Below are 24,945 nucleotides of genomic sequence, written 5' to 3' on the forward strand. Positions count from 1 at the left end.
GCTCTGCGTCTGGGCTCACTTGGCCGCGTCGACGAACTCCGTCGTGTAGGTCTTCGACAGGTCGATCGTGTCCTTCTTCGCCTTCACCGTGTCGCTGAACGTGCCGAGGACGTCGAGCACGGTCTCGGGGCCTCCGTCGGGCATCTTGCCGTCGGTGGTGAACATCGGCGAGGAGTCCTTGATCGACTGCTCGTAGAGGGCCGGGTCGCCACCGGCGTAGTCCTGGGGCATCTTCGCGGCGATCTCGGCCGCGCTGTGCGTGCTGATCCACGTCATGGTCTTGACGAAAGCGTCGGCCAGCTTCTGCACCGTCTTCGGGTTCTTCTTGACGTAGTCGCAGGTCATGTAGAGCGACGCCGCCGGGTAGAGCCCGCCGAGGGCGGCCTGGGTGCCCTCCTCGGTCCGCATGTCGATGAGCACCTTGCCGAGGCCCTTGTCCACCGCGGTGGCGATGGTCGGGTCGGTCGTCATGCCGGCGTCGATGCCGCCGTTCTGCAGGGCCGCGATGAACGTGGAGCCGGCACCGGCCGTGACGGTGGTGTAGGCGCTGGTGTCGGTCCCGTTCTTCGTGGCGAGGTACTGGGTCAGGTAGTCGGTCGAGGAGCCCGGCGAGGTCACGCCGAGCTTCTTGCCCTTGAAGTCCGCGGCGCCGGAGACCGCGGCGGCCTTGGTCGAGACGACCTCGGCCTCGCCGGGGACCTTGGCGAACTGCACGACGCTCTCGGTGCACTTGTCCTGCGCCTGGAGGGTGATGGTGTGGTCGTAGAACCCGACCACGCCGTCGACCTGGCCGGCGAGCATCACGTTCTCGGCGCTCGCGCCCGAGGGCTCGGTCTTGAGGTCGACGTCGACGCCGGCGTCCTTGAAGTAGCCGAGCTGCTCGGTCAGCTTCGCGGGCAGGTAGATCACCTTGTCGATGCCGCCGACCATGATGCTGACCTTCGGCGTGCCGGAGCTGTCGTCGGCGTTGGCGCCGCCGCGGCAGGCCGTCATCGACGTGGTGACGGCCGCGGCCGCGATGGTGCCGGCGAGGATCCGGCGGGTGCGCTGCTGCATGGGTGTGATCGCTTTCTTGTGGGTGTGTGTGTCAGATGCCGGAGGAGGCGGTGTGGGCGGGTGGCCGCCAGGAGGTCAGCCGGACCTCGAGCTGCGTGATGAGCCACTCGGCGCCGAGCGCGAGCACGGTGGTGATGAGCATCCCGGCGTAGATGCCGGCCGCGTCGAAGTTGCCCTGGGAGTGGTTGATGAGCAGGCCGAGGCCCTTGTCCGCGCCGGTGAACTCGCCGACGATCGCGCCGATCAGCGCGAACCCGAAGGCGACGTGCATGCTCGCGAGGATCCAGGAGGTGGCGCTGGGCAGGATGACGCTGCGCATCAGCTGCCAGCGGGTCGCGCCGAGGATCCGCGAGTTGTCCACCAGGACCCGGTCGACCTCCCGGGCACCCTGGAAGGAGTTGAAGAAGACCGCGAAGAAGACCAGCACGAAGGCGGTCGCGACCTTCGACGACATCCCGAGGCCGAACCAGATGACGAACAGCGACGCCAGCACGATGCGGGGGATCGCGTTCGCGCCCTTGATGAACGGGGCGAGTACGTCGGCGGTGAACCGGCTCCGGCCGAGCACGACGCCGAGGACGACACCGGCGAGCGTGCCGAGCAGGAAGCCCAGGACGGCCTCCTCGAGGGTGGCCGCGATGTTGGTCCAGATCGACCCCTGGGAGGTGCCGTTGGTGAACCAGTCGACCAGCCGGTTCCAGATCTGGCTCGGCATCGAGTAGTAGAACGGGTCGATCACCGTGCGTGCCGCGAGCTCCCAGGAGCCCAGCCAGACGACGACGAGCGCGACCCGGACGGCGTACACCCGCCACGGCCGGCGGCGGGCGACCCGCTGAGGGCCGGGCACGGTCGCAACCTGGGGCACGGTCTGCTCGAGGGCGGGGGTGGTGACGGGGGTGGCGGTGTCATGCGACACGGGAGGCTCCTCTGGCTCGGGTGATCTCGACTTCCTCGCGGAGGCTGTCCCAGATGCGCTTGTAGAGCTCGATGAACTCCGGCGTCAGCCGGATCTCCTCGACGCGGCGGGGCCGGGGCAGGTCGACCGTGACGACGTCCTTGACGGTGGCCGGGCCGGCCGTCATGACGACCACCCGGTCGGCGAGGCTGATCGCCTCGGTCAGGTCGTGGGTGACGAAGACGCAGGCCGCGCCGGTGCCCGACCAGAGGCCGAGCAGCTCGTCCTGCATCAGCTCGCGGGTCTGCACGTCGAGCGCTCCGAACGGCTCGTCGAGCAGCAGCACCGACGGCTCGGTGATGAGGGACTGCGCCATGGCGACGCGCTTGCGCATGCCGCCGGAGAGCTGGTGCGGGTAGCGGTCCTCGAAGCCGGTGAGCCCGACACGGCCGATCCAGTCCCGGGCGAGCCCGTCGGCCTCGCGGCGGCCCATGCCACGGAAGCGGAGCCCGAGCGCGACGTTGTCGAGCACGTTCTTCCAGGGCAGCACGGCGTCGCCCTGGAACATGTAGCCGACGCCGTCGGGGATGCCGTCGACCGCGGCGCCCGCGACCTCGACGGTGCCCTCGGAGGCCCCCTCGAGACCGGAGATCAGCGAGAGCGTCGTGGACTTGCCGCAGCCCGTCGGGCCGACGACCGCGACGAACTCGCCGGGCGCGACCTCGAGGGTGACGTCGCGGATCGCGGTGAACGGGGTGCCGTCCTTGGTGAGGAATCGTTTGGTGGCCCCGCTCAGCGAGATCGCCGGAGCAGGGCCGGCCCCGCTGGCGGAGGAGTGCATCTGGGTCATGGCGCAGGACCGTACGAGTGCTGTGATGGCCGTCACCAGCCTTGCGCCAGTTGTGCCCGAACCCGGCACAAACGACGTTCTGCGCGTTCTGCTCACGGCCGTCCAGCGGCGTGAGCGTCGTTACACTCCCGTGGTGATCAGGACGCGCCGGCTGGCTCTCGGGACCCAGGCCGTGGTCGCACTCTTCGTCCTCCTCAGCCTCGTCGTGCTGCTGTCCCTGGCCGTCTCCACGGCCGTCGTCAGGCGCGACCTCGAGAGGCAGTACGAGCAGCGTGCCCTGGCGATCGCCCACAGCGTGGCGGCGCTTCCCGGGCTGGGCACGGCGGTGACCTCGACATCGCCGACGCCGGACGGTCCGGTGCAGGCCGAGGCCGAGCGCGTACGTCGTCTGACCGGTGCGCTGTACGTCGTGGTGACCGACGACGCCGGCATCCGCTACAGCCACCCCACGACCGCCAACGTCGGCCGCCGTGTCAGCACGAGCGCCGACGAGGCGCTGAGCGGTCGCGACGTCGTGGCGGTCGAGAGGGGCACGCTCGGCTACTCCGCCCGCGGGAAGGTCCCGCTGCGCGACGACAGCGGGCGCATCGTCGGGGAGGTCAGCGTCGGGATCGCCACGTCCGAGGTGGCCCACGAGGCCGGGACACTGACCGTGGTGCTGGCGCTGGTCGCGCTCGTGCCGCTCGCCGTCGGGCTCGCCGGTGCGCTGCTGCTCGGCCGCCGGCTGCGCCGGACGACGCTCGGCCTGCAGCCCGAGGAGATGGCCGACCTCGTGCGCGAGCACGTCGCCGTCCTCGGTGGCGTCCGCGACGGTGTCGTGGCCGTCGACGGCCGCGGACGGGTGACCGTCAGCAACCCCGAGGCGCGCCGGCTGCTCGGGGCCGACCTGGTGACCGGCGTACGGCTCTCGGAGGCGGGTGTCGCGCCGGAGTCGCTGGCGCTCTTCGAGGAGGAGCCCGCCCCGTCGGGTGCCCTGAGGGTGATCGGCGGACGCGTCGTCGTGGCCACCCGGCTGCCCGTCCAACGGGGTGAGCGCGACCTCGGCAGCGTGCTCATCCTGCGGGACAGGACCGACCTCGACGAGATGGCTGGCGAGCTGGAGGCGACCCGAGCGCTCACCGACGCGCTGCGCGCGCAGGCGCACGAGCACAACAACCGGCTGCACGCGCTCATCGGCATGCTCCACCACGGCGACGTCGACGCCGCGAACAGCTATCTGACCGGGTTGAGCGACGCCGGCACGTGGCTCAGCGGGGTCGACGACCCCTACCTCGCCGGCCTGCTGGCCGCGAAGTCGGCGACCGCGTCGGAGGCTGGCGTGCTCCTGCGGGTCTCCGAGGCGACCTGGCTGGACCGCCGCGTGGCGCACCCGCTGGACACCGTGACGGTGGTCGGCAACCTCATCGACAACGGCATCGGCGCGGCCTCCCGCGGCAGCCGACTGCCGCGCAGCGTCGAGGTGACGCTGCTGGCCGATGGCGCCGACCTGCTGGTGCACGTCGTCGACAGCGGCGACGGGATCGCGGCCGAGCACGTCGGGCAGGTCTTCGAGCGCGGGTTCACGACCCGGGAGGGCGAGGCGACCGGCCACGGCATCGGGCTCGCGCTGGCCCGCCACACGGCCAGGGCGCACGGCGGCGACGTACGCCTGGTCAGCCGGTGCGGTCCGGACAGCGGGGCCGCCTTCGAGGCCCGCCTCGCGGGCGTCCTCAACGCGGCCGCGTCTGCGGCGGGGGAGCGACGCGGATGATCCGGGTGCTCGTGGTCGACGACGACTTCCGGGTCGCCGGCCTCCACGCGGCGTACGTCGGCTCGATGCCGGACTTCGAGGTCGTCGCGAGCGCGCACACGGCCGCCGACGCGCTCCGGCTGGCCGAGGAGCTCGCGCCTGACCTGGTGCTGCTCGACGAGTACCTCCCCGACGGCAGCGGCTCCGCCCTGATAGGCCGACTCGGCGCGGCTGTGATCATGGTGAGCGCGGCCGCCGACGCAGGCGTCGTCCGGCACGCGATCGCCGCAGGCGCCGTGAACTACGTGCTCAAGCCGTTCCCGCCGTCGGAGCTCGCGGACAGGTTGCAGGCGTTCCGTCGCTTCTGGACGATGCTCGACGGTGGCGCGCACGTCGACCAGACGGCCGTCGACCGCGCACTCCAGTCCCTGCGCTCGGGCGACTCGCCGGTCGCCGCCGTGCGCAAGGGCCGGTCGGCGGTGACGTCGGAGTCCATCGCCGACGTGCTGCGCCGGGCCGGCGAGGCCGTGACCGCGCTCGACGTCGCGGAGGCGACCGGTGTCTCGCGCGCGACCGCCCAGCGCTACCTGTCCGACCTGGCCCGCGACGGCCGGGTGCGGCTGACGCTGCGCTACGGCACCACCGGCCGGCCGGAGCACCGCTTCGAGTGGGTCGGCTGATCCGGGCTCGCGCCGCCCGGCCGCCCGGCTGCCAACGCCAAAGTGTCACGGTGACAGTTCGGGCTGTCGGTGACACTTCCGATCTGTCACCCACCGCCCGAACTGTCACGGTGACAGTTCGGCGAGCGGGCTCGGGCGACTACGTGCTGCGGATGACCAGCACGGCACGCGGGCCGAGCGTCAGGTCCTGGCCGGCCTTGACCCCGGTGCCGAGGGCGAAGGCGTCGTCCGTGGAGAGCACCACCTCGCCGGTCTGCACCCAGTCGTTCACGGGCAGCGTGATGTCGAGCGGCTCCGCCGACGAGTTGAACCAGAGCAGGAACGAGTTGTCGATCAGCTGCTCACCGCACGGGCCGGGCTCCCGCAGCGGGACACCGGAGACGAAGGACCCGACGGCCGCCAGGGACGTGTCGGCCCAGTCGGCGTCGGTCATCTCGCGGCCGCTCGGGTGCAGCCAGGCCAGGTCCTTCGGCCCGCCGACGATCGCGGGGGAGCCCTCGAACCAGTGCCGCTGCCGCAGCGCCGGATGCTCGCGGCGCAGCCGGAGCGCCGTCTTGGTGATCTCGTAGACGTCGAGCCACGCCCCGGCGTACCCGTCCTCGGGCACCGGGTCGGGACGCCAGTCGATCCAGGAGATCTCGTTGTCCTGGCAGTAGGGGTTGTTGTTGCCGCGCTGGGTGCGCCCCCGCTCGTCGCCGGCGGTGATCATCGGGACACCGTTCGAGAGACACAGCGTCACCATCAGGTTGGCCGCCTGACGCCGCCGCAGGGCGACGATCTCGGCGTCGTCGGTCTCGCCCTCGACGCCGTGGTTCCACGACCGGTTGTTGTCCGACCCGTCGCGGTTGTCCTCGCCGTTCGCCTCGTTGTGCTTGCTGTCGTAGGACACCAGGTCGCGCAGCGTGAAGCCGTCGTGGGCGGTGACGAAGTTGACCGAGTTGTACGCCGACCGGCCGTCGTCGGCGTACAGGTCGGACGATCCCGCCAGCCGGGTGGCGACGGTGCGCACGCCGTGGGACTGTCCGCGCCAGAAGTCGCGGATGGTGTCGCGGTACTGGTCGTTCCACTCCACCCACGGCGGCGGCATCCGGCCGACCAGGTAGCCGTCCATCGAGACGTCCCACGGCTCCGCGATCAGCTTGACGTGCCGCAGCACGGGGTCCTGGCCGATCGCGATCAACAGCGCGCAGTGGAAGTCGATGTCGGCGCCGGTGCGGGTCAGCGCGGACATCAGGTCGAAGCGGAAGCCGTCGACGTGCATCTCGGTGACCCAGTAGCGCAGCGAGTCGAGGATGAGCCGCAGCGCCAGGTCGTCCCAGGTGTCGACGGTGTTGCCGCACCCCGTCACGTCCCAGTAGGTGTCGTCCCAGTGCCCGGCCTCGACGCCGTTCGGCACGCGCTTGTAGAAGCCCTTGTCGTCGAGGCCGCGGAACGAGAGCGTCGGCCCCTTGGGGCCGGCCTCCGCGGTGTGGTTGTAGACGACGTCGAGGATGACCTCGATGCCCGACCTGTGGAAGGCCTTGACCATCTCCTTGAACTCGGCGACCTGCTGACCGCGGTCGCCGGAGGCGGAGTAGGAGCCCTCGGGGGCGAAGAACGACATCGTGTTGTAGCCCCAGTAGTTGACCAGGCCGCGGTCGAGCAGGCTCGGCTCGGAGAAGAACTGGTGCACGGGCAGCAGCTCGACGGCCGTGACGCCGAGGTCGCGCAGGTAGTCGACGACGGCAGGGGTCGCCAGGCCGGCGTACGTGCCGCGCAACGGCTCGGGGACACGGTCGTGGAGCCGGGTGAAGCCCTTGACGTGCAGCTCGTAGAGGACCGTGTCGCGCCACCGCGTCTTCATCGGCGCGTCGCCCTCCCAGTCGAACGACGGGTCGACGACGACCGAGCGCGCGGTCACCGGCGCCGAGTCCTGCGTGTCCGGCTCCTCAGGTGCGTCCCAGCGGTAGCCGAACAGCGCCGGGTCGTTGCGGATCGTGCCGGAGGTGGCCAGTCCGTACGGGTCCAGCAGCAGCTTCTCGATGTTGAAGCGGTGGCCGCCGGCCGGGTCCCACCGACCGTCAGCGCGATAGCCGTAACAGGTGCCGGGGGCGATGTCCGGCAGCGCGCCGTGCCAGATGCCGAGGGACTGCTCGGTCAGCTCGTGGCGGGTCTCGGTGCCCTCGTCGTCGAAGAGGCACAGCCACATCGCGGTGGCGTTGGGGGCGTAGACCGCGAAGTTGGTCGAGGCCGGGGTCCAGGTGGCACCCAGGGGCCAGTTGCGCCCCGGCCACACACTCGCCGTGTCTCCCAGCCGGGTCCATCGAACCATCGCACCATTGTGACGGAACGCCGCCTCGCTCGTTGCATCCGGCGACCACTAGGGTCGAGGTGCCCTGCTGGGCGAGAGAGATAGGAGCCCCCGATGGAGTTCGTCCGTCTCGAGGTCGAGGACGGCGTCGGCACGATCCGGCTGGACCGGCCGAAGATGAATGCGATCAGCTTCCAGGTGCAGACCGAGCTCCGCGCCGTCGCCGAGGAGGCTGCCGGGCGCGACGACGTCAAGGCCGTCGTGCTGTACGGCGGCGAGCGGCTGTTCGCCGCCGGCAACGACGTCAAGGAGATGGCCGACCTGTCCTTCGCCGACATGGTCGCCCGCGGGGACTCCGTCCAGGCCGCCGTGACCGCCGTGGCCCGCATCCCCAAGCCGGTCGTGGCCGCCGTGACCGGCTTCGCGCTCGGCGGTGGCTGCGAGCTCACGCTGGCCGCTGACTTCCGCATCGCCGCCGAGGACGCCACGCTCGGCCAGCCCGAGGTGCTGCTCGGTCTCATCCCCGGCGCCGGTGGCACGCAGCGCCTGGCACGGCTCGTCGGCCCGAGCCGGGCCAAGGACCTGATCTTCACCGGCCGCTTCGTCAAGGCCGACGAGGCACTCGCGATCGGACTCGTGGACCGCGTCGTCCCGGCCGCCGACGTCTACGCCGAGGCCGTCGCCTGGGCGAAGCAGTTCACCGGCGCGGCGTCGTACGCGGTGCGTGCTGCGAAGGAGGCGATCGACCAGGGCCTCGAGGTCGACCTCGCCACCGGGCTGGAGATCGAGAAGGTCCGGTTCGCCGCCGTCTTCGGCACCGAGGACGCCCGCAACGGCATGGCCTCGTTCGTGGAGAACGGGCCCGGCAAGGCCGTCTTCAAGGGCCGGTGAGCCGGATGAGCCACGCGACATCGACGCTCGGCTCCGTCAACCGCGTCCGCGCCGTGCTGGCGCACGTGGTCTGGGTGGTCTGCTCGATCGCCGCGCTGTTCCTCGCGCTCGGTGCGCTCTTCATCGCGTTCAAGGCCAACACCGACAACGCGCTGGTGAAGTTCGTCCTCGACGTCGCCGACACCCTCGACCTCGGTGTCTTCGACCGCGACGACGGCGTCAAGCAGTGGACCTCGGCGAACGCCGAGACCAAGAACGCGCTCTTCAACTGGGGTCTGGCGGCCCTGGTCTGGCTGATCGCCGGCAGGGTCCTCGATCGGCTGATCCGCCCCTCGGCATCCGCGACGACCCGGTGACGCGGTTGTGACATTGTCAACGTGGTCAGCGGATACCGCCCCAAGTGACCTCTCGGTAACCTGACCGTTGAGTCGGGCGTGTCCCCGGACACCCCATGCCACCTGCCTCCCCAGGCACAACCCCATCGCACAGGAGGGGCCGTACCGGCCGCACCACCATGAACATTGTTGTCCTCGTGAAGTACGTCCCCGACGCGACCGCGGACCGGCGGTTCGAGCAGGACTTCACCGTCGACCGCGTCGAGGTCGATGGTCTGCTCTCGGAGCTGGATGAGTACGCCGTGGAGCAGGCGCTCCAGCTCAAGGAGAAGCGGCCCGACGACGCCATCGAGGTGACCGCGCTGACGGTCGGCCCCGAGAAGGCGGTCGACGCTGTCCGCAAGGCGCTGCAGATGGGTGCCGACAAGGGTGTCCACGTCCTCGACGACGCGGTCGCCGGCTCGGACTACCTGGGCACCTCGCTGGTGCTGGCCAAGGCGATCGAGAAGATCGGCGCCGAGACCCCGGTGGACCTCGTGATCACCGGCATGGCGTCGACCGACGCGTCGGGTGCCGTGGTGCCGGTGATGCTGGCCGAGCGGCTCAACCTGCCGCAGGTCACGCTGGCCGCGGTGGTGGAGAGTCAGGGCGACCAGGTCCGGATCAAGCGTGACACCGACGCCGCGACCGAGGTCGTGGGCGCGAAGATGCCGCTGGTGCTGTCGGTGACCGACCAGTCCGGTGAGGCGCGCTACCCGTCCTTCAAGGGCATCATGGCCGCGAAGAAGAAGCCGCTGGACGTCTGGTCGCTTTCGGACCTGGGCGTCGACGCGGGCCAGGTCGGTCTGGCGGCGGCGTACACCGCCGTCGAGGACGCCACCGCCCGCCCGCCGCGCACCGCCGGTGAGATCGTCAAGGACGAGGACGGCTCGGGCGCCAAGGCGCTGGCCGACTTCCTCGCCTCGAAGAAGTTCATCTGAGCCGGCCTGCGAGTAGAGGAGATAGACATGTCTGAAGTTCTCGTCCTGGTCGACTTCCAGAACGGCGCTGTCAAGAAGCCCACCTTCGAGCTGCTCACCCTGGCCAAGCGGCTCGGCGAGCCCTCGGCCGTCTTCATCGGGGGCTCCGGTGACGCCGCGGGCGTGGCCGAGGCCGTGAAGAAGTACGGCGCGGAGAAGCTCTACGTCATCGACGACGCCCAGATCAAGGGCTACCTGGTGGCCCCCAAGGCCGAGGCGCTGCAGCAGCTGGCCGAGAAGGTCAGCCCGGCGGCGATCCTCATCCCGTCGGGTGCGGAGACCAAGGAGATCGCGGCCCGCCTCGCGGTCAAGCTCGACTCCGGCCTGATCACCGACGCCGTCGACATCGCCGACGGCGGGCTGGTGACGCAGTCGGTGTTCGCCGGCAACTACACGCTGGTCGGCAAGGTCACCAAGGGCACCCCGATCATCACGGTCAAGCCCAACTCGGCCGCCCCCGAGGAGGCCGCCGGCGCGGCTGCGGTGGAGGAGTTCGCGGTCACGATCTCGGACGCGGCCAAGACCGCCCAGATCGTGGCCACCCAGCCGCGGCAGGCGACCGGCCGCCCCGAGCTGACCGAGGCCGCGATCATCGTCTCCGGTGGCCGTGGCACCGGTGGTGACTTCACCGCCGTGGAGGCGCTGGCCGACGAGCTGCACGCCGCCGTGGGCGCCTCGCGCGCCGCGGTCGACTCGGGCTGGAAGCCGCACAGCTTCCAGGTCGGCCAGACCGGCAAGACGGTCTCGCCGCAGCTCTACCTGGCCAACGGCATCTCCGGTGCGATCCAGCACCGGGCCGGCATGCAGACCTCCAAGACGATCGTCGCGGTCAACAAGGACGAGGAGGCGCCGATCTTCGAGCTCGTCGACTTCGGCGTCGTGGGCGACCTGCACACCGTGCTGCCGGCGCTCACCGAGGCGATCAAGCAGCGCAAGGCCTGACGGACGGCACCGCCGTTCCCAGCGAGCCCCGGGCCGGGTCGGTCCGGGGCTCGTCTCGCTCCGGGGGCGGTTTACTTTGACTGGGTCTGAGGTCCCATGTGACTGTTGGGGTCGTGTCGCGTCGTTCCGACGAGGTGTCGGCGTCGCAACCTAGGATCGACCAGATGCGCTGCCCGGCGCACGGGCTGGATGGGGACGGTGTTGGATGGAACTGGGGAGTGTGGCAGTGCGACGATCTCGGATCGGGACCGCGGCCGGAATCTTGATCGCGGTGGTGTTGGCGCTCGTGCCCCAGGCCGTGGAGGTCTCGGGACACGACCCTGCCTCCCGAGCGTCGGCCGCCGTCGACCCCTGTGCGCCGCGACCTGGCAGCTCCTCGCTTCCGGCCAACTGCGTCGCCTGGCAGCCGGGCTGGCGGCCGAGGCTGGGCCCCGTCTTCAACGACCCGCTCGGTGGGCCGAAGGCGCAGACGGCGATCGTCACGCGCCTGGTCAAGGCGATCAACCACGCGAAGCGTCGCTCGGTGATCAGGATCGCCGTCTACTCCTTCGACCGTGGTGACGTGCTGTCCGCGCTGCGCCGTGCGCGCTCGCGCGGCGTCAACGTGCAGGTCGTCGTCAACAAGTCCGTGATGTCGTCCGGCGTGGCGAGCCTCCAGGCGAAGCTGGGCAAGAACCCCAACCGGCGCAACTTCGTCGTGGCCTGCGACGGCCGCTGCCGCAAGAAGGGCAGCGGCGGCAACATGCACGCGAAGGTCTACACCTTCAGCCGCACCGGTGGCGCGCAGTACCTGGTCATCACCGGCTCCGGCAACATGACGTCGAAGGGCGTCTACCGGCAGTGGAACGACAGCTACGCCGTCGCGAACGACAAGAAGCTGTACGACACGTGGGGCTCCATGTTCAGCCAGATGGCGCACCAGCGGCGCACGACGGCACGGCGGCTGAGCTACACGACGACCACGCAGGGCTACAACTACGAGTTCCAGCGCTCGCTCGCGTCGCAGAACAACCAGGTCGCGACGTCGGAGACCAGCACGAGTCGCTACCGGCCGAGTGCCGACCCGGCCTGGAAGCGGATCCAGCAGGTCTCCTGCGTCGCCCCGAAGGGCTACGGCATCGGCGGCCACACGGTCCTGCGGATCGCGATGTACGGCATGTTCAAGACCCGTGGACAGGCGCTCGCCAAGGCCCTGATCCGGAAGAAGCAGCAGGGCTGCGACATCAGCATGATCATGAGCGTGCCGGGCGGGCACACCTACAAGTCGATGCAGAAGGCGGGGATCCCTCTGCGCAGCGCGGACTGGGAGTTCGCCGACCGGGTCGCCTCGGAGGAGGACGGCATCTCCGGATTCGGGCCGCGCTTCTACTCGCACCTGAAGTTCATGGCCATCAACGGCACCTACGCCGGCAAGCCGACCAAGACGGTGTGGACCGGATCCGAGAACTGGGACTCCCTCTCCTTTGCCAATGAGGAGGTTGTCCTGACGATCAACGATGCTTCCGTCTACCGTTCCTACATCGACAGGTGGAACGCGATGTGGAACGGTCGCGCGACCCACAGGATGGGCGTCAAGCCACTCCGCGCGCCGTAGTCGGTCGACATGGGCGGGCCGCATCGGTCACTGAGAAGAAGACAGGCGAGACACATGGGGGACAGGGTGCGACGCTTGCTGGTCGCCGGCATGGTGGCGATGACGGGCGCGCTCGCTGCGTCGACGGTCGGAGTGCTCGAGACGCCTGCGGGAGCCCCGCCGGCGTCGGCGGCGGCCGCGGCCTCGCCGGCGCTGCTGCCGCCGCTGCCGGGCTGGAAGCCCTCGCTCGGCCCGATCTTCAACGAGCCGGGCAAGGCACGCTCGACGGCCATCGTCAACCGCGTGCTGCAGGCGATCCGGCACACGCCCCGGGGCGAGACGATCCGGATGGCGACCTACTCGTTCGACCGCGGCGAGATCGCAGCGGCGCTGCGCAAGGCGCGCAGTCGCGGCGTCCGCGTGCAGGTCATCGTGAACGAGAGGACTGCCTCGGGCGTGGTGTTCTCGCTGCAGCGGACACTCGGCAGCAATCCGCGGCGCAACAACTTCGTCGTCACCTGCCCGGGTCGGTGCCGCGCGCCCGGCGACGGCGGCAACCAGCACATCAAGATCTTCAGCTTCACCCGCACCGGCGGCACCCGCGATCTCATCATCGGCGGCTCGGGCAACCTGACGTCCAAGGCGGTCTACCGCCAGTGGAACGACTCGTGGGCGATCGCCTACGACCCGAAGGTGTTCAACACCTGGGTGGGGTTCTTCAAGCAGATGAAGTTCCAGCACCGCCGCGGCGCCCGGGTCGTGCAGACATCGCAGTCGCACGTGGCGCACCCGTACCAGATCTGGTTGCAGCGCCAGACGGTCGGCAGCGCCACCGCGCCGCTGGCCCGCTCCGCGGCACAGGACCCAGTGGTGCGGCGCATTCGCAGCGTCGGCTGCAACACCCGCGCCGGATACGGCAACGCCAACGGTCACACGGTCGTGCGGATCATGGAGTACGCGCTCTTCGGCGGCCGCGGCAACCAGATCGCCAACGCGATCGCGGCGCTCAAGCGCGGCGGCTGCGACGTGATGGTCATCGGCGCGGTCTTCAGCCCGTCCGCGATCGGCATCATGCAGCACGCCGGGGTCCCGGTCCGGATGGCTGACTGGAGCTTCGCGGAGCGCGTGCCCGCGGAGGAGGACGGTCTGGCCGGCTGGGGTCCGCGCTTCTACGCCCACTTCAAGGCGATGATCGTGAGCGGTTCCTACCGTGGGCCCGACGGGGTGCAGCAGCCGACGAAGTCCGTGTGGACCGGCTCGGAGAACTGGAGCGGCATCTCGTTCGCGAACGAGGAGGTCGTCGTGCGGTTCACCGACCCGGCGTACTACCAGGCCTACTTCCGTCAGTTCAACCACCTCTGGACGGGCCGGGCGACGCACCGCGCGGGCATCGAGCCGCTCAACGGTCCGCCGGCCTGATACGCGAGTGAGCGGCAGGCCGTGCCGCTCTAGGCTGGGGGCATGAGCGACACCGCCACGCCCGAGGCCGCCGTACGGGCCGTCGCGCTGCGTGCGCGAGAGGCGAGCTACGAGCTCGCCCTTGCGACGCGCGCCGTCAAGGATGCGGCCCTGCAGGCCATGGCCGACGCGCTCCTGTCCCGTGCGGCCGAGGTGCTGACCGCCAACGCCGAGGACGTCGCGCGCGCCGAGGGCGGGGGTACGCCGGCCAACATCGTGGACCGGCTGCGGCTGACCGACGAGCGACTCGCCGACATGGCGCAGGGGCTGCGCGACGTCGCCGCACTGCCCGACCCGGTCGGCGAGGTGGTGCGCGGCTCGACCATGGCCAACGGGCTCGAGCTGCGGCAGGTGCGGGTGCCGTTCGGCGTCGTCGGCATGATCTACGAGGCGCGGCCGAACGTCACCGCCGACGCTGCCGGCCTGTGCCTCAAGTCCGGCAACGCGGCCCTGCTGCGGGGCTCCTCGAGTGCACGATCGTCGAACGCGGCCATCGCCGCGGTGCTGCGCGACGCCGTGGCGTCAGCCGGCCTGCCGGCGGACGCGGTCCAGCTCGTGCCCGGTGACGGCCACGACTCCGTGAAGGCGCTGATGCGTGCGCGCGGCCTCGTCGACGTGCTCATCCCACGCGGGGGAGCGGGCCTCATCCGCAGCGTCGTCGAGGAGTCCACGGTGCCGGTGATCGAGACCGGCGTCGGCAACGTGCACGTCTACGTGGACGCGGCCGCGGACCTGGACAAGGCGCTGGCGATCGTCGTCAACGCCAAGACATCTCGCACCAGCGTCTGCAACAGCGCCGAGTCACTGCTCGTGCACGCCGCCGTGGCGAAGGAGTTCCTGCCCCGCGTGGTCAAGGCGCTGCAGGCGGAGTCCGTGACGATCCACGGCGACGCGACCTTCGGCGCGCACGACGGCGTGCTGCCGGCCACCGACGAGGACTGGGGACGCGAGTACCTCTCGCTCGACATCGCTGCGGCCGTCGTGCCGGACCTGGAGGCGGCCGTCGCGCACATCCGGCGCTGGTCGAGCGGCCACACGGAGGCGATCGTCACCGAGGACCTGGCCGCCGCCCGTCGCTTCACCGCGACCGTCGACGCGGCCGCCGTGATGGTCAACGCGTCGACGCGCTTCACCGACGGCGGCGAGTTCGGCTTCGGCGCCGAGATCGGGATCAGCACCCAGAAGCTGCACGCCCGCGGCCCGATGGGGCTGCCCGAGCTGACCTCCACGAAGTACGTCATCACCGGCGACGGCCACACAAGGTGAGCGCGTGAGCGCCGTCCAGCGTGCGGTCTGGCAAGGCGCGGCCGCGAAGGCGGCCTTGAGGGCGGAGCCGGCCGTCGAGCGGCCGCAACGCAGCCAGGGCGTGCGTTGGGCGTCGCTCGGTCACCGGTAGGGTGTGCGCCATGGTCAACATCCTCGCCCTGCACGCCGCCGAGGCCGCCAAGCACTCCGAGAAGGTGAACCACTGGGTCGTCGGGGCCACTGCGCTCGTGCTGCTGCTGTCGCTGATGGGCATCCTGCTCGCCTTCGCCGGTGGCCGCGAGCACTCCTGAGTCGCTCGCAGGGATGACCGACCAGCCCTGCCGGCGCCGCGTCGGCGTCATGGGCGGCACCTTCGACCCGATCCACCACGGCCACCTCGTGGCCGCGTCGGAGGTGCAGGGCGTCTTCGGCCTCGACGAGGTCATCTTCGTGCCGACGGGCGCGCCGTGGCAGAAGGCCGACCGCGAGGTGTCGCCGGCGGAGCATCGCTACCTGATGACGGTGATCGCGACGGCAGCCAACCCGCGCTTCACGGTGAGCCGCGTCGACATCGACCGTGGCGGGCCGACGTACACGATCGACACGCTGCGCGACATCTTGGCGGCCCGGCCCGGCGACGACCTGTTCTTCATCACCGGCGCCGACGCGCTGACGGAGATCTTCACCTGGCGCGATGCCGGACAGCTCTTCGAGATGGCCCAGTTCATCGGCTGCACCCGTCCGGGGTACACCATTGACATCAGCACCTTCGACCAGATCCCGGCCGACCGCGTGACGATGCTGGAGATCCCCGCTCTGGCGATCTCCTCGACCGACTGTCGTGACCGGCACCGGCGCGGGGAACCGATCTGGTATCTCGTGCCTGACGGTGTCGTGCAGTACATCGGCAAGCACAACCTCTACCCGAACCACCCGGAAGTCTCGCCATGAAGGCCACACCGTGACCGCCACTGAACACGCCCTCGAGCTCGTCGCCGCTGCCGCAAGGGCTGCCTCCGACAAGCTCGCCCAGCAGATCATCGCCTTCGACGTCAGCGAGCAGCTGGCGATCACCGACGCCTTCGTGCTCGCCTCGGCGTCCAACGACCGCCAGGTCCGCGCGATCGTGGACGAGGTCGAGGAGAAGCTCCGTCACCTCGGCGCCAAGCCGATCCGCCGCGAGGGCGAGCGTGACGGGCGCTGGGTGCTGATCGACTACGGCGACGTCGTCGTCCACGTGCAGCACGAGGAGGAGCGGCAGTTCTACGCCCTCGAGCGGCTGTGGCGCGACTGCCCGACGATCTCGCTCCCGGACGACGTCGTCTCGCACCAGCGGTGAAGCGGCTGGTCCTGGTCCGGCACGGGCAGACCGAGTGGAACAGGATCGGGCGCGTCCAGGGCAGCACCGACGTCGCGCTCGACGAGACCGGCCACGCGCAGGCGCGCGCGGTCGCACCGGTCCTGGCGACGTACCGTCCGAGCACGCTGTGGTGCAGCGATCTCTCCCGGGCAGCCACCACGGCGTCGTACGTCGGCGAGGCGTGCGGCCTGACGCCGGTCCCCGATGCGCGGCTGCGCGAGTGGGGCTTCGGCGAGCGCGAGGGTCTCACGCACCACGAGTTCGAGGCCGCCGACCCGGAGGCGTACGCCGCCTTCCGGGTGGGCCGGTACGACGCTGTGCCCGGGGCCGAGCGCTCGACCGACGTCCGTGCCCGCGTCGTCGGCGCCCTGCGAGACCAGCTGGAGGCCACCGAGGACGGTGCCGTCGCGGTCGCCGTCGCCCATGGCGCCGCCATCAAGCTCGGCGTCGGTGGACTGCTCGGCTGGTCCGACAGTCAGGCCGTCGACACCCTCTGGGGCATGCACAACTGCGGCTGGGCGGAGCTCACATTCGCTGCTGGAAGCCCCGCGCGACTGGTCGCGTACAACAGGCTGACCCCGATTTCGTGATCGTCTCGGCGGTCCGCTAATGTTCTCGTCGTTGCCCGGAGCTGATCATCCGGGACAACGCCACGGGGCTGTGGCGCAGCTGGTAGCGCATCTGCATGGCATGCAGAGGGTCAGGGGTTCGAGTCCCCTCAGCTCCACCGAAGGAAATCGGCGGTCTCCCTGCGGAAACGCAGGGAGGCCGCCGTTTCGCATCTGACAGGGTCGCCCGAGGCTCGAGTGTCTCGGCCACCCCTGGGTGGTCGAGACACTCAGCGATGTTCGCTCATGAGGTCTGCACCGTCCCGTGGTCGGCGTCGTAGGTCTCGCCGGTCAGCTTCGTCTTCGCCAGGCTCACGAGCGAGGCGATCTTGCCGCCGGGGGTGTCCCAGAACTCCACCTCGTCGACGTCGACCTTGATCAGCGTCGCGTTCGGATCCTCGGGACCACCGGGCAGCCACGCCTCGGCGAACGTCGTCCACAGCTCCTCGAGCTTCGCCCCATCATCGACGACCTGCGCCCGACCCGACATCGCGACCCAGGTGGCGTTCGACGAGAACGTGAGATGCACCTTCGGGTCGCGCGCGATGTCCTCGACGTGCCGCGTGTCCCGGGCAGAGATGAACCACAGCTCCGCACTCGGCTCCACCTGCTGACGCGCCATCGGCACCGACCGTGGACCCTCGGGTCCGAACGTGGTCAGCATCCCGATATGGAGGTCCTTCATCAGGTCGACGACCTTCTCCTGCTCGTCACTCACGACGTCTCTCCTTCACGGCTCGTCCGGGTTCTCGGGAGTGTGCTGGTACCCACGGGCGTGAACCGGATGACTCCACACCCAGGGACGCAGATGCGCATCGGGGGCGCTCGAGCTACCGCGCTTCACGGGCGCAGCTTCTCGGGAATCGCTTTGTGGTTGCCGTCGCACCACGGCTTGGTGGCCGACTTTCCGCATCGGCACACGGCCGAGATTGGCCGGGTGGTCGCGTGCTCGACGCCATCCTCGTCGCGGACCAGGTGGTCGCCGCGCAGCAGCAGCGGCCCACCCGGGCAGATCACCACGTCCGGCGTACCGGGCGTGCTCGGGCCGCTCATGCGGTGACGCCCCAACGGTCGAGGTAGTGCTCGGCCACGCGGTCCTCGAGGTCGAGGCACGAGAAGGCGCCCAACCACACGTCGTCCTCGAGCTCCGGCTCGGCTTCGATGAGCGGCCCGCAGATGAGGCGGACGGCGAGCTGCTCGTGGACGGCGTCGGCCTGCACGTGCTCGTCGTAGTAGGCCTGCATCTGCGGGGCGAGGTCGAGCCGAGCAAGGCCCTGCGACATCCGTCTGCACGGGCCGGAGCTGGTGGCCTCGAACGCGGCGAGGTGGCCGAGCGAGGCCCCGCGGAGCCGGCGGTGCAGTCCGAACAGGCTCATCGTGTTGTTCTGCTCCAGGACCGGCAGCGGCGCCTGGTCGAGGTAGGCGCCTTCGGCCGGGTCGAGACCCAGCGCGGTCATGCCGGTGGCGAACAGGTGAGCGTGCAGGCGTTCGGGTCTGCCGGCGCCGTACTCGTCGTACTGCAGCTCCATCAGGGCCGCGCGCGGCCCTGTGGGAAGCCGCGGCACGGTGAACGCGACCGGATCGGACTCCTTGAGGTGGTAGATCGAGCGCGCCTGCACCAGCTCCATCACCTGGTCGGCGGTCGCCTCTCGCTGCACGTAGCGGGCGAGCGAGGGTCCCTCGTGTGTCTCGACGGAGGCGAAGAACGCCTCCGCGAAGTCCCCCTCGTACGACGGTCGGCCGCTCCAGCTGGCGCGGAGCCGCCTCTCCAGATCGTCCTCGAGGTCACGCCGGACGGCGATGAGCGTCGGATCCCACTCGAGGCGGTCGTCGACGTCCTCGAAGCCGCGGTAGGACAACTCGTAGAGGCACCAGAGGGTGAGGGCCGCGTCGTCGCCTGTCTCGGGCGCGGGCAGCGCGGCCAGCGGCCCGATGCCGCCTGAGCGGCCGGACGCGAGGGTGCCGAGGACTCGTTCGCTCAAGGGGCCGCGAGGCTTGGGCAGGTCCATCAGTCCTCCTCGTTCCAGGAGTGCCATACGTCTCGGCAGTCGTGGAATCCGGCGGAGTCACCGTGGGCGCGCGGCAGGGTCTCGGGGACGTCCGCCGCTTCCACGAGACGGGGCGAGGTGGTCATGGGTGGCGGTACCCGCTTCGAGAGGCCGAGAACGCGGCGAGGGCAGCGTCAGGTGGACGAGCACGCCGCCTTCGCATCGGCGGGTCTCGCGTACGACCAGCTCGTCGAACTCCTCGGCGAGCGCGGCGGCTTGGTCCTCCGCACCGAGCTGCAGCAGGACAGCGGCTCCCGGCAGCAGGTGTGGGATCGCCGTGCGCAGGCAGGCGCGTGCGACGTCGAGACCGTCGAGGCCGCCGTCGATGGCCTCCAGAGGATCCTCGGGGAAGGCGCCGGTCCGATCGCTGGGCACCCAGGGCGGGTCGGCGATGACGAGGGCGAACCGCTCGCCGGGTGCCAGTGCCGACTCCAAGCTCGCCTCCCGCACGTCCACGAGGCTCCCGAGGCCGGCTGCCGCGGCGTTCGAGCGGGCGAAGCCGCAGGCCATCGGGGAACGGTCGACGCAGACGAGCGGGCGTGGTTGGAGGCTGATGGTGAGCAACCCGATCTGTCCGGCGCCGGCGCACAGCTCGAGAACCGGTCCCGCGGGCGCTGGGTCGGTGAGCAGCTGGGCAGCCCAATGGGCCTGCTGCTCCGTCCAGGGCCGGGGCCGCAGGACCCGCTCGTCGTAGGAGATGTCGAGTGTCCCGAACTTCATCGTCTGCCGCACGCCGCCCGTTATCCGTTCGCAGGTCCGTGCATGTCGACGCTGTGGACGTCTGGATGGCGCTTTCGAGAGGTGCTGCCCGGTCGCCACCGCCGTCGCCCGGCACGGCCTGCACGGGCCGGTCCAGGCCCTGGACCCGGCCCCGGGACGCGGGTGACCCTGCGTGAGTCGTCGCCCATGCGCCCCGGGTTCGGCCGGGCAGCAACCTGTCTACCTGTCTCGACGCTCGCCTGCACTCACCCGTGGGGGTGAACTCTCGTCGACGTGGTGGTCCGTGCCACCTCAGGCGAGCAGTGCCTCCGGCATGCGTTCGAGCGACGACGCGGTCCTGCGCGACAGGTCGCGCAGGAGAGCGTCGAGGCCGCACCGGCTCGCCAACCTCCGTTGCCGCGCACATTCCGACTCGCCTGCGAGGGCAGCGGAGACGCAGTCGAGAGGGTCTGCTGCACCATCGGGACCGAGCGTGAGACGGGCCTGAGCGACGGCGTCCTGCGCGATCGCGCGGATCGGTCGCTCGCATCCGTCCAGGTCCGTGACCCGCGCCTCGAGGCCGTAGCGCACGGCCCGGAAGTCGTTCTCGCGGAGCACTGCCTCGGGAAGGTCGACGGAGGAGGGGCGCTCGACGGCGTCTCGTGCGAGCCCCTGGGCGAGAGCGGCCAGTCCGGCGGCCAGCTCGAGTGAGGGCACCGAGTCCATCACCCGGATCTCGATGGTGCCCAGCCGTGGTTGTGGCCGCAGATCCCACCACAGGTAGGTGTAGTCGGGTACGCCGGCAGCGGTGATCTGCTGGCATGCGGCGTCCGCGTATTCGTCGAAGCTGTGGAACACCGGGGGCACCCCCACCCGTGGATACGACCACATGATGGCTGCGCGCGCGGAGGCCAGCCCCGAATCGCGCCCGTACCAGAACGGCGATCCGGCTGCGAGGGCCCGGAACAGGCAGAGGCGGTTGCGAAGCGCGCGGAACGCGCTCACCATCGCCGCCGGGTCCGGCATGCCGACATGCACCTGGTAAGCCGCGGTCGGTGTCCGCATGAGTCCAGCCAGCTCGGTCGAGATCGCGTCGTACCGATGGGTGTGGACGAACCGGACCTCTCCGAGCTCGGCGAGCGGATGCAGACCCAGCGCCAGCGGTCGGTGGCCCGCGGCGATGATCCGGCCTCGGCCGCGTCCGAGGTGCCCCACCAGCTCGCCCGCGGTAGCGGCCACCGACGTCCCGTACTCGATCTCGCACGTGAAGACCTCGGGTGAGAACCGTCCGCTCGGATCGGGCCACGGCGTCAGCTGTGTCAGGGCCGGGCCAGCCTCGGTCAGGCAGCCGTCTCGGTCCAGGAGCATGAGCTCCTCCTCGGCACCCAGCGAGAAGTCGCCGCCCACCTCGAACGCCGGCACCGGGGATGCCAGTGACCGCAACTGGCTCATCGCACACCTGCCTGACTGTCGCCGCCCGGGGTGACGGTGGCCCTGTCGCTCGCCATCACTCCGTCGGTGCTGCTCTCTGCGACCAAGCCTCGCTCCGGAACTCGGCTTCGGACAGGGCCGAACGCCCCTGCTCGGCCAGGCACCTGTTCTCGTCCGACCTGGGTCGAACGACCCTGCCCGTCCGCCCGTCGACGGCGTTGAATCAGAAGTGGGCGACGAAGGCCCGAGCGGGAAGATGGGCGGCAACCGCGGCCGACCAGTCCGCGTCCGCCACGGCTCCCATGCCGTGTCAAACGGCTTGCAGACCTTCGCCGCCCGCCAGTCCGGAGTCAGGCGGCGGCCACCGGCACAAGGTCACGCGCCCGGAGGGACGAACGGCCCTGTGGCGGTGGTTGCGTGCAGGACAACCCGGAGTGTCGGTTCGTCACGAGAGGAGACATGAGATGACCATCACCAAGCGGGAGCGAAGCCTTCCGCGAACCCTCGAGCGGCCGTGGGGACTCGAGCTCTTCGACTCCTTCACCGCTGACCGGCTGCGCGGTCTGCTGACAGGGGAGAGCCCCTTCGAGTGGCCCTTCGACGGGGGCAGCCGTTGGATGCGGATCGAGACCTTCACCGACGGCGACGAGACCGTGGTCCGGGCCGAGCTGCCCGGCCTCGACCCGCCCAAGGACATCGACATCAGCGTCGAGGACGACCTGCTACGGATCAGCGCGTCCCGCGAGGAGCGATCCGAGGACGAGCGCCCCGACGGCTACCACAGCGAGTTCCGCTACGGCAGCTTCGTGCGAAGTCTCCGCCTGCCGAACGGGGTGTCGGAGAAGGACGTACGGGCGACCTACCGTGACGGGATCCTCGAGGTCCGCGTCCCCCACCCTCCTGGCCCCGAGGCCAAGGAGCCGCACAAGGTTGCGGTCAGCCGGGCCTGACTCACGCCGGCGAGGGCACTCGCACGGTGCCCTGAGCCGCGGCCGACGGTCGAGAAGCACGACCGGGCCGGGTGAGACACTCACCCGGCCGGTCGTGCTGCTCAGTAGAGCTGCGGAACGAACGTCTGCTCGTGGATGGGCGGCCGCACGTAGGCGATCTCCCGCATCTGGGGTAGGTGGACCACCGGGGGGACCACGTCGGCGTAGTCGAACTGCGAGAGCAGGTGCTCGATGCAGTTGAGCCGGGCCGCCTTCTTGTCATCCGAGGGCACGACGTACCAGGGCGCCTGCTTGATGTCGGTGTGCTGGAACGTGATGTCCTTGGCCATGGAGTAGCGGACGTAGAGCTCGTGCTCGGCGACGTCCATGTCGGAGAGCTTCCAACGCTTGATCGGCTCCCTGTTTCGCGCCAGCAGGCGCCGATGCTGCTCGCGGTAGGACACCGAGAACCAGTACTTGAGGAGCACGATCCCTGAACGCACCAGCATCCGCTCGAACTCCGGGCAGCTGCGGAGGAACTCCTCGTGCTCCGCAGGTGTGCAGAAGCCCATCACCCACTCGACGTTCGAGCGGTTGTACCAGCTGCGGTCGAACAGCACCATCTCGCCGGCCGCCGGCAGATGCTCGACGTAGCGCTGGAAGTACCACTGCGTCCGCTCCCGCTCGCTCGGCTTGGGCAGTGCGGCCACCCGGACCGCGCGAGGGTTCAGCTGCTCGGTGATCGTACGGATCGCGCCCCCCTTGCCCGCCGTACCGCGACCCTCGAAGACCACCGCCACCCTCAGGCCCTGGGACTGGATCCAGTACTGCAAGCGAGCCAGCTGCTCGTGCAGCCGAGCGACCTCGTGCTCGTAGATCGCGGTGCGCAGCTTGCCCGACCGCGCGTACGCCGCGGGGTCTCGCACCGCGGGCTCCGGACCGATCGGCTCGTCGGCCCCTTCAGGAACGTGCATGTCCCGGCTCATCAGTAACACCCCTCGCTTCCAAGGTGCGAGACATCCCGGCTGATCGCGTCGGCAACGAGCCCGGCGGTGGTCAGCATCATGGCCCGATGCTGCGCAGGGGCTGCGAGGCGATGACAGGGTCATGGTGCCGCGCCGATCGGGACCTTCGCCCCGTCCCGGCCTCGAGCGCCTCGGCCGGCACTGGGTGGTTGGGACACCCGAGGATGTTGGCGTGCCGCAATAGATGCGACGGCGCACGGAACGGTCGAGCCGTCACCAGGGAGTCGTGACCCAGTCGGCGTCGTGCACCTCGCGAGCCGTGTCGCTGAATGCCGCCAGCGCCTGGATCGCGGCAGCCGCCTCCGCCGGCTCCATCCGGTCGAGCACGGCGAGGACCTCGCGACGGCGAGCGTCGGTCACGGTGTCGAGCAGCCGCTTGCCCTGACGGCTGAGGGACACCTCGACGATCCGCGCGTCGAGCGCCGAGCGCTGCTTCGTCACCAGGCCGAGCCGACTGAGCCGCTCGCAGTGGCGCGTCGCGTTCGACGGGTTCACGGCGAGCTCGGACGCGACGTCGCCGATCGTCTGCGGGCCTCTGGCCGCGAGGACGACGAGCACGCGGTGCTGGGCGACGGTGACCGTCTCGCCGACGGAGTCGATCGAGCGGATCGCCATCCCGACGAGGGCGCGACTGGCCGTGATGAAGGCGTCGGCCGTCTGCTCCCTCGCGACGCTCATCGCGCTCTCCCTCGGTCCGACGTTCGATGGATCACTCACGATAGGCCAGGTGCGCCATCGAGATCGGTTTGCGGGAGCGCATTGATTGCCTGCTCGCAACGAAGAGTGGAGCGAGGTTCAGGTGACGTGCCCGCTGAGTGTCGTCAGTCCTGGGCGTAGATGGTGCGGGCCTCCCGCACGGCGTAGTAGACGATGACGAGCCCTGACACCGGGTCGGCCCACCACCAGCCGAGGGCCGCGTTGAGCAGCAGCCCGACCAGGACTGCTGCCGCAAGGAGGCCGTCGATGACCGTGACCCGGGCCTCGGTCGTGAGCACCGGGTTGCGCAGTGCCGTGCCGACGCGGTGCTTGCCGTACGCCAGGCCGAACATGGCGAGAGCGGTGACGGCGGTCCACGCGATCCCGAGCGGACTGTGCTGCGGGTGATGGCCGGTCACGAGGACGAGAACGGTCTGGATCGTCAGGTAGGCGGCGAGGGCGAGGAACGCGGCGGCGATGAGTCGAAGTGCGCGCCGCTGCCGGTCGACCCCCGAACCCGACAGCTCCCAGAGGACGACCGTGCTCGCGCCGATCTCGATCAAGGAGTCGAGCCCGAACCCGGCGAGGGCGACCGAGTGGGCACGGATCGCGGCGACCGCCAGGACGACGATCCCGACGACGTTCCAGCCCAGCGTGGCTCCTTCGAGGAGCCGGCCCCGGCGCAGAAGCCGATCGTCGCGGGCGGTGGCGTTGCTCATGTCTGCTCCTGCTGGGATCGTCCGAGCCTCGAGTGTCGCGGCCACCCGTGGGTGGTCGAGGCACTCAGGCGTGCCGTCCTCCCTTCGCCCGGACAGGGTGAGGAAGGGCCGGAGAGTGCGTCCTATCTTGAACCGACATGCGAGGCAACGACGCCGTCGGAGTCATCTGCGTCGACCGCCGACGATCAAGGAGCAGCTGACATGGACCTGTTCGCCATCGACGACACACAGCGCCTTCGTCGTGAGGACGCCGCCGCTCGGCTGCGTGACCTCGCTGACGCGCTCGCGCGGAGCAACTCGGTCGAGTTCGAGCGCGCCGGCAAACGCATCACGGTCCAGGTGCCGGACGAGGTCGACCTCAAGGTCGAGGTCGAGATCGGCGACGAGAGCGAGCTGGAGATCGAGCTCACCTGGTGAGACTCTGCGGGCCCTCTCGCGCCCGCGGTCGCGCTCACCCTTCGCCAGGA

Annotated in this window: 28 protein-coding genes and 1 tRNA gene; 17 read left to right on the plus strand and 12 right to left on the minus strand. The window is 70.2% G+C overall.

Features of this window, described 5'->3' with window-relative positions; genetic code table 11:
• Nucleotides 1-15 precede the first annotated feature (15 nt).
• The 3 genes from ABD205_RS15345 to ABD205_RS15355 are packed head-to-tail and all read right to left on the minus strand — an operon-like array spanning nucleotide 16 to nucleotide 2,801.
• Entirely contained in the window at nucleotides 16-1,056 is a 1,041-nt protein-coding gene (locus ABD205_RS15345) for an ABC transporter substrate-binding protein (RefSeq protein ID WP_344046204.1), read from the minus strand.
• A gap of 31 nt (nucleotides 1,057-1,087) precedes the next feature.
• Nucleotides 1,088-1,972: an ABC transporter permease gene (locus tag ABD205_RS15350; protein ID WP_344046206.1), complete on the minus strand. Its 885-nt coding sequence runs from the start codon at nucleotides 1,970-1,972 to the stop codon at nucleotides 1,088-1,090.
• The gene (locus ABD205_RS15355; RefSeq protein ID WP_344046208.1) at nucleotides 1,962-2,801 is read right to left on the minus strand and encodes an ABC transporter ATP-binding protein; all 840 of its coding nucleotides are present in this window, start codon (nucleotides 2,799-2,801) and stop codon (nucleotides 1,962-1,964) included. The genes ABD205_RS15350 and ABD205_RS15355 overlap by 11 nt, the downstream gene beginning before the upstream one ends.
• A gap of 133 nt (nucleotides 2,802-2,934) precedes the next feature.
• Here ABD205_RS15355 and ABD205_RS15360 point away from each other — a divergent pair, with 133 nt between their 5' ends.
• Together ABD205_RS15360 and ABD205_RS15365 are read left to right on the plus strand one after the other, a co-directional pair.
• Nucleotides 2,935-4,551: a sensor histidine kinase gene (locus ABD205_RS15360; protein ID WP_344046210.1), complete on the plus strand. Its 1,617-nt coding sequence runs from the start codon at nucleotides 2,935-2,937 to the stop codon at nucleotides 4,549-4,551.
• Complete coding sequence (locus ABD205_RS15365; RefSeq protein WP_344046212.1) at nucleotides 4,548-5,210, plus strand: response regulator; 663 nt, start codon at nucleotides 4,548-4,550, stop codon at nucleotides 5,208-5,210. Before ABD205_RS15360 ends, ABD205_RS15365 begins: the two co-directional genes overlap by 4 nt.
• A gap of 139 nt (nucleotides 5,211-5,349) precedes the next feature.
• Here ABD205_RS15365 and glgX read toward each other — a convergent pair whose 3' ends face one another.
• Nucleotides 5,350-7,521: a glycogen debranching protein GlgX gene (glgX, locus tag ABD205_RS15370; protein ID WP_344046214.1), complete on the minus strand. Its 2,172-nt coding sequence runs from the start codon at nucleotides 7,519-7,521 to the stop codon at nucleotides 5,350-5,352.
• A 93-nt stretch (nucleotides 7,522-7,614) separates the two neighbouring features.
• On the opposite strand from glgX, the gene ABD205_RS15375 reads away from it, so the two are divergent.
• The 13 genes from ABD205_RS15375 to ABD205_RS15435 all read left to right on the plus strand — a co-directional run bounded on the left by ABD205_RS15375 (nucleotide 7,615) and on the right by ABD205_RS15435 (nucleotide 17,050).
• Nucleotides 7,615-8,391 carry an enoyl-CoA hydratase/isomerase family protein gene (locus ABD205_RS15375; protein WP_344046216.1) on the plus strand — a complete coding sequence of 259 codons (777 nt, stop codon included), beginning with the start codon at nucleotides 7,615-7,617 and terminating at the stop codon, nucleotides 8,389-8,391.
• A 5-nt stretch (nucleotides 8,392-8,396) separates the two neighbouring features.
• Nucleotides 8,397-8,747: a hypothetical protein gene (locus tag ABD205_RS15380; protein WP_344046218.1), complete on the plus strand. Its 351-nt coding sequence runs from the start codon at nucleotides 8,397-8,399 to the stop codon at nucleotides 8,745-8,747.
• Between the two features lie 158 nt (nucleotides 8,748-8,905).
• The gene (locus ABD205_RS15385; protein ID WP_344046221.1) at nucleotides 8,906-9,706 is read left to right on the plus strand and encodes an electron transfer flavoprotein subunit beta/FixA family protein; all 801 of its coding nucleotides are present in this window, start codon (nucleotides 8,906-8,908) and stop codon (nucleotides 9,704-9,706) included.
• A 27-nt stretch (nucleotides 9,707-9,733) separates the two neighbouring features.
• A complete protein-coding gene (locus tag ABD205_RS15390) occupies nucleotides 9,734-10,687 on the plus strand; it encodes an electron transfer flavoprotein subunit alpha/FixB family protein (RefSeq protein ID WP_344046223.1) in 954 nt (317 codons plus the stop codon).
• 271 nt (nucleotides 10,688-10,958) lie between these two features.
• On the plus strand, nucleotides 10,959-12,281 hold the full coding sequence (locus ABD205_RS15395) for a phospholipase D-like domain-containing protein (RefSeq protein WP_344046225.1): 1,323 nt from the start codon (nucleotides 10,959-10,961) through the stop codon (nucleotides 12,279-12,281).
• Between the two features lie 66 nt (nucleotides 12,282-12,347).
• A complete protein-coding gene (locus ABD205_RS15400; protein ID WP_344046227.1) occupies nucleotides 12,348-13,679 on the plus strand; it encodes a phospholipase D-like domain-containing protein in 1,332 nt (443 codons plus the stop codon).
• Nucleotides 13,680-13,721: 42 nt separating this feature from the next.
• Nucleotides 13,722-14,984 carry a glutamate-5-semialdehyde dehydrogenase gene (locus ABD205_RS15405; RefSeq protein ID WP_344046229.1) on the plus strand — a complete coding sequence of 421 codons (1,263 nt, stop codon included), beginning with the start codon at nucleotides 13,722-13,724 and terminating at the stop codon, nucleotides 14,982-14,984.
• Nucleotides 14,985-14,988: 4 nt separating this feature from the next.
• Nucleotides 14,989-15,114, plus strand: a complete 126-nt coding sequence (locus tag ABD205_RS15410; RefSeq protein WP_344046231.1) for a hypothetical protein — start codon at nucleotides 14,989-14,991, stop codon at nucleotides 15,112-15,114.
• 10 nt (nucleotides 15,115-15,124) lie between these two features.
• Nucleotides 15,125-15,274, plus strand: coding sequence for a hypothetical protein (locus tag ABD205_RS15415; protein ID WP_344046233.1), 150 nt, complete (start codon nucleotides 15,125-15,127; stop codon nucleotides 15,272-15,274).
• 13 nt (nucleotides 15,275-15,287) lie between these two features.
• A complete protein-coding gene (gene nadD, locus ABD205_RS15420; RefSeq protein WP_344046234.1) occupies nucleotides 15,288-15,914 on the plus strand; it encodes a nicotinate-nucleotide adenylyltransferase in 627 nt (208 codons plus the stop codon).
• A gap of 10 nt (nucleotides 15,915-15,924) precedes the next feature.
• Nucleotides 15,925-16,302 (plus strand): ribosome silencing factor, encoded by a 378-nt coding sequence (rsfS, locus tag ABD205_RS15425; RefSeq protein WP_344046235.1) that lies wholly within the window; start codon nucleotides 15,925-15,927, stop codon nucleotides 16,300-16,302.
• Nucleotides 16,299-16,913: a histidine phosphatase family protein gene (locus ABD205_RS15430; protein ID WP_344046236.1), complete on the plus strand. Its 615-nt coding sequence runs from the start codon at nucleotides 16,299-16,301 to the stop codon at nucleotides 16,911-16,913. Before rsfS ends, ABD205_RS15430 begins: the two co-directional genes overlap by 4 nt.
• A gap of 64 nt (nucleotides 16,914-16,977) precedes the next feature.
• Nucleotides 16,978-17,050, plus strand: a tRNA-Ala gene (locus ABD205_RS15435).
• A 125-nt stretch (nucleotides 17,051-17,175) separates the two neighbouring features.
• Here the strand turns inward: ABD205_RS15435 and ABD205_RS15440 are convergent.
• The 5 genes from ABD205_RS15440 to ABD205_RS15460 all read right to left on the minus strand — a co-directional run bounded on the left by ABD205_RS15440 (nucleotide 17,176) and on the right by ABD205_RS15460 (nucleotide 21,130).
• Nucleotides 17,176-17,649, minus strand: coding sequence for a pyridoxamine 5'-phosphate oxidase family protein (locus ABD205_RS15440; RefSeq protein ID WP_344046238.1), 474 nt, complete (start codon nucleotides 17,647-17,649; stop codon nucleotides 17,176-17,178).
• Between the two features lie 122 nt (nucleotides 17,650-17,771).
• A complete protein-coding gene (locus ABD205_RS15445) occupies nucleotides 17,772-17,984 on the minus strand; it encodes a CDGSH iron-sulfur domain-containing protein (RefSeq protein WP_344046239.1) in 213 nt (70 codons plus the stop codon).
• Nucleotides 17,981-18,940: an iron-containing redox enzyme family protein gene (locus tag ABD205_RS15450; RefSeq protein WP_344046241.1), complete on the minus strand. Its 960-nt coding sequence runs from the start codon at nucleotides 18,938-18,940 to the stop codon at nucleotides 17,981-17,983. Before ABD205_RS15450 ends, ABD205_RS15445 begins: the two co-directional genes overlap by 4 nt.
• A 57-nt stretch (nucleotides 18,941-18,997) precedes the next feature.
• Complete coding sequence (locus tag ABD205_RS15455) at nucleotides 18,998-19,699, minus strand: methyltransferase (protein WP_344046243.1); 702 nt, start codon at nucleotides 19,697-19,699, stop codon at nucleotides 18,998-19,000.
• 291 nt (nucleotides 19,700-19,990) lie between these two features.
• The gene (locus ABD205_RS15460; RefSeq protein WP_344046245.1) at nucleotides 19,991-21,130 is read right to left on the minus strand and encodes a carboxylate-amine ligase; all 1,140 of its coding nucleotides are present in this window, start codon (nucleotides 21,128-21,130) and stop codon (nucleotides 19,991-19,993) included.
• A 443-nt stretch (nucleotides 21,131-21,573) separates the two neighbouring features.
• Between ABD205_RS15460 and ABD205_RS15465 the strand changes: the two genes are divergently transcribed.
• Nucleotides 21,574-22,059 carry an Hsp20/alpha crystallin family protein gene (locus ABD205_RS15465; protein WP_344046247.1) on the plus strand — a complete coding sequence of 162 codons (486 nt, stop codon included), beginning with the start codon at nucleotides 21,574-21,576 and terminating at the stop codon, nucleotides 22,057-22,059.
• Nucleotides 22,060-22,160: 101 nt separating this feature from the next.
• On the opposite strand, the gene ppk2 is transcribed toward ABD205_RS15465, so the two are convergent.
• The 3 genes from ppk2 to ABD205_RS15480 form a co-directional block, all read right to left on the minus strand.
• Nucleotides 22,161-23,012, minus strand: coding sequence for a polyphosphate kinase 2 (gene ppk2 / locus ABD205_RS15470; protein WP_344046248.1), 852 nt, complete (start codon nucleotides 23,010-23,012; stop codon nucleotides 22,161-22,163).
• Nucleotides 23,013-23,276: 264 nt separating this feature from the next.
• On the minus strand, nucleotides 23,277-23,741 hold the full coding sequence (locus ABD205_RS15475; protein ID WP_344046249.1) for a MarR family winged helix-turn-helix transcriptional regulator: 465 nt from the start codon (nucleotides 23,739-23,741) through the stop codon (nucleotides 23,277-23,279).
• Between the two features lie 143 nt (nucleotides 23,742-23,884).
• Nucleotides 23,885-24,478, minus strand: coding sequence for a cation efflux transmembrane domain-containing protein (locus tag ABD205_RS15480; RefSeq protein ID WP_344046251.1), 594 nt, complete (start codon nucleotides 24,476-24,478; stop codon nucleotides 23,885-23,887).
• A 201-nt stretch (nucleotides 24,479-24,679) separates the two neighbouring features.
• Between ABD205_RS15480 and ABD205_RS15485 the strand changes: the two genes are divergently transcribed.
• A complete protein-coding gene (locus ABD205_RS15485; protein ID WP_344046253.1) occupies nucleotides 24,680-24,895 on the plus strand; it encodes an amphi-Trp domain-containing protein in 216 nt (71 codons plus the stop codon).
• The last annotated feature ends 50 nt before the right edge of the window (nucleotides 24,896-24,945 follow it).

It is taken from the genome of Nocardioides panacihumi (assembly GCF_039530925.1).
In the GTDB taxonomy this organism is placed as follows: Bacteria; Actinomycetota; Actinomycetes; order Propionibacteriales; family Nocardioidaceae; genus Nocardioides; species Nocardioides panacihumi.

Bases quoted from the DNA above. Each gene is read 5' to 3' on its own strand.
- ABD205_RS15455 (WP_344046243.1), bottom strand. From the start codon at position 19,699: ATGAAGTTCGGGACACTCGACATCTCCTACGACGAGCGGGTCCTGCGG.
- ABD205_RS15480 (WP_344046251.1), bottom strand. From the start codon at position 24,478: ATGAGCAACGCCACCGCCCGCGACGATCGGCTTCTGCGCCGGGGCCGG.
- ABD205_RS15465 (WP_344046247.1), top strand. From the start codon at position 21,574: ATGACCATCACCAAGCGGGAGCGAAGCCTTCCGCGAACCCTCGAGCGG.
- ABD205_RS15345 (WP_344046204.1), bottom strand. From the start codon at position 1,056: ATGCAGCAGCGCACCCGCCGGATCCTCGCCGGCACCATCGCGGCCGCG.
- ABD205_RS15445 (WP_344046239.1), bottom strand. From the start codon at position 17,984: ATGAGCGGCCCGAGCACGCCCGGTACGCCGGACGTGGTGATCTGCCCG.
- ABD205_RS15390 (WP_344046223.1), top strand. From the start codon at position 9,734: ATGTCTGAAGTTCTCGTCCTGGTCGACTTCCAGAACGGCGCTGTCAAG.
- glgX (WP_344046214.1), bottom strand. From the start codon at position 7,521: ATGGTTCGATGGACCCGGCTGGGAGACACGGCGAGTGTGTGGCCGGGG.
- ABD205_RS15415 (WP_344046233.1), top strand. From the start codon at position 15,125: ATGGTCAACATCCTCGCCCTGCACGCCGCCGAGGCCGCCAAGCACTCC.
- ABD205_RS15485 (WP_344046253.1), top strand. From the start codon at position 24,680: ATGGACCTGTTCGCCATCGACGACACACAGCGCCTTCGTCGTGAGGAC.
- ABD205_RS15385 (WP_344046221.1), top strand. From the start codon at position 8,906: ATGAACATTGTTGTCCTCGTGAAGTACGTCCCCGACGCGACCGCGGAC.
- ABD205_RS15355 (WP_344046208.1), bottom strand. From the start codon at position 2,801: ATGACCCAGATGCACTCCTCCGCCAGCGGGGCCGGCCCTGCTCCGGCG.
- nadD (WP_344046234.1), top strand. From the start codon at position 15,288: ATGACCGACCAGCCCTGCCGGCGCCGCGTCGGCGTCATGGGCGGCACC.
- ABD205_RS15475 (WP_344046249.1), bottom strand. From the start codon at position 23,741: ATGAGCGTCGCGAGGGAGCAGACGGCCGACGCCTTCATCACGGCCAGT.
- ppk2 (WP_344046248.1), bottom strand. From the start codon at position 23,012: ATGCACGTTCCTGAAGGGGCCGACGAGCCGATCGGTCCGGAGCCCGCG.
- ABD205_RS15380 (WP_344046218.1), top strand. From the start codon at position 8,397: ATGAGCCACGCGACATCGACGCTCGGCTCCGTCAACCGCGTCCGCGCC.
- ABD205_RS15405 (WP_344046229.1), top strand. From the start codon at position 13,722: ATGAGCGACACCGCCACGCCCGAGGCCGCCGTACGGGCCGTCGCGCTG.
- ABD205_RS15365 (WP_344046212.1), top strand. From the start codon at position 4,548: ATGATCCGGGTGCTCGTGGTCGACGACGACTTCCGGGTCGCCGGCCTC.
- ABD205_RS15460 (WP_344046245.1), bottom strand. From the start codon at position 21,130: ATGAGCCAGTTGCGGTCACTGGCATCCCCGGTGCCGGCGTTCGAGGTG.
- ABD205_RS15375 (WP_344046216.1), top strand. From the start codon at position 7,615: ATGGAGTTCGTCCGTCTCGAGGTCGAGGACGGCGTCGGCACGATCCGG.
- ABD205_RS15450 (WP_344046241.1), bottom strand. From the start codon at position 18,940: ATGGACCTGCCCAAGCCTCGCGGCCCCTTGAGCGAACGAGTCCTCGGC.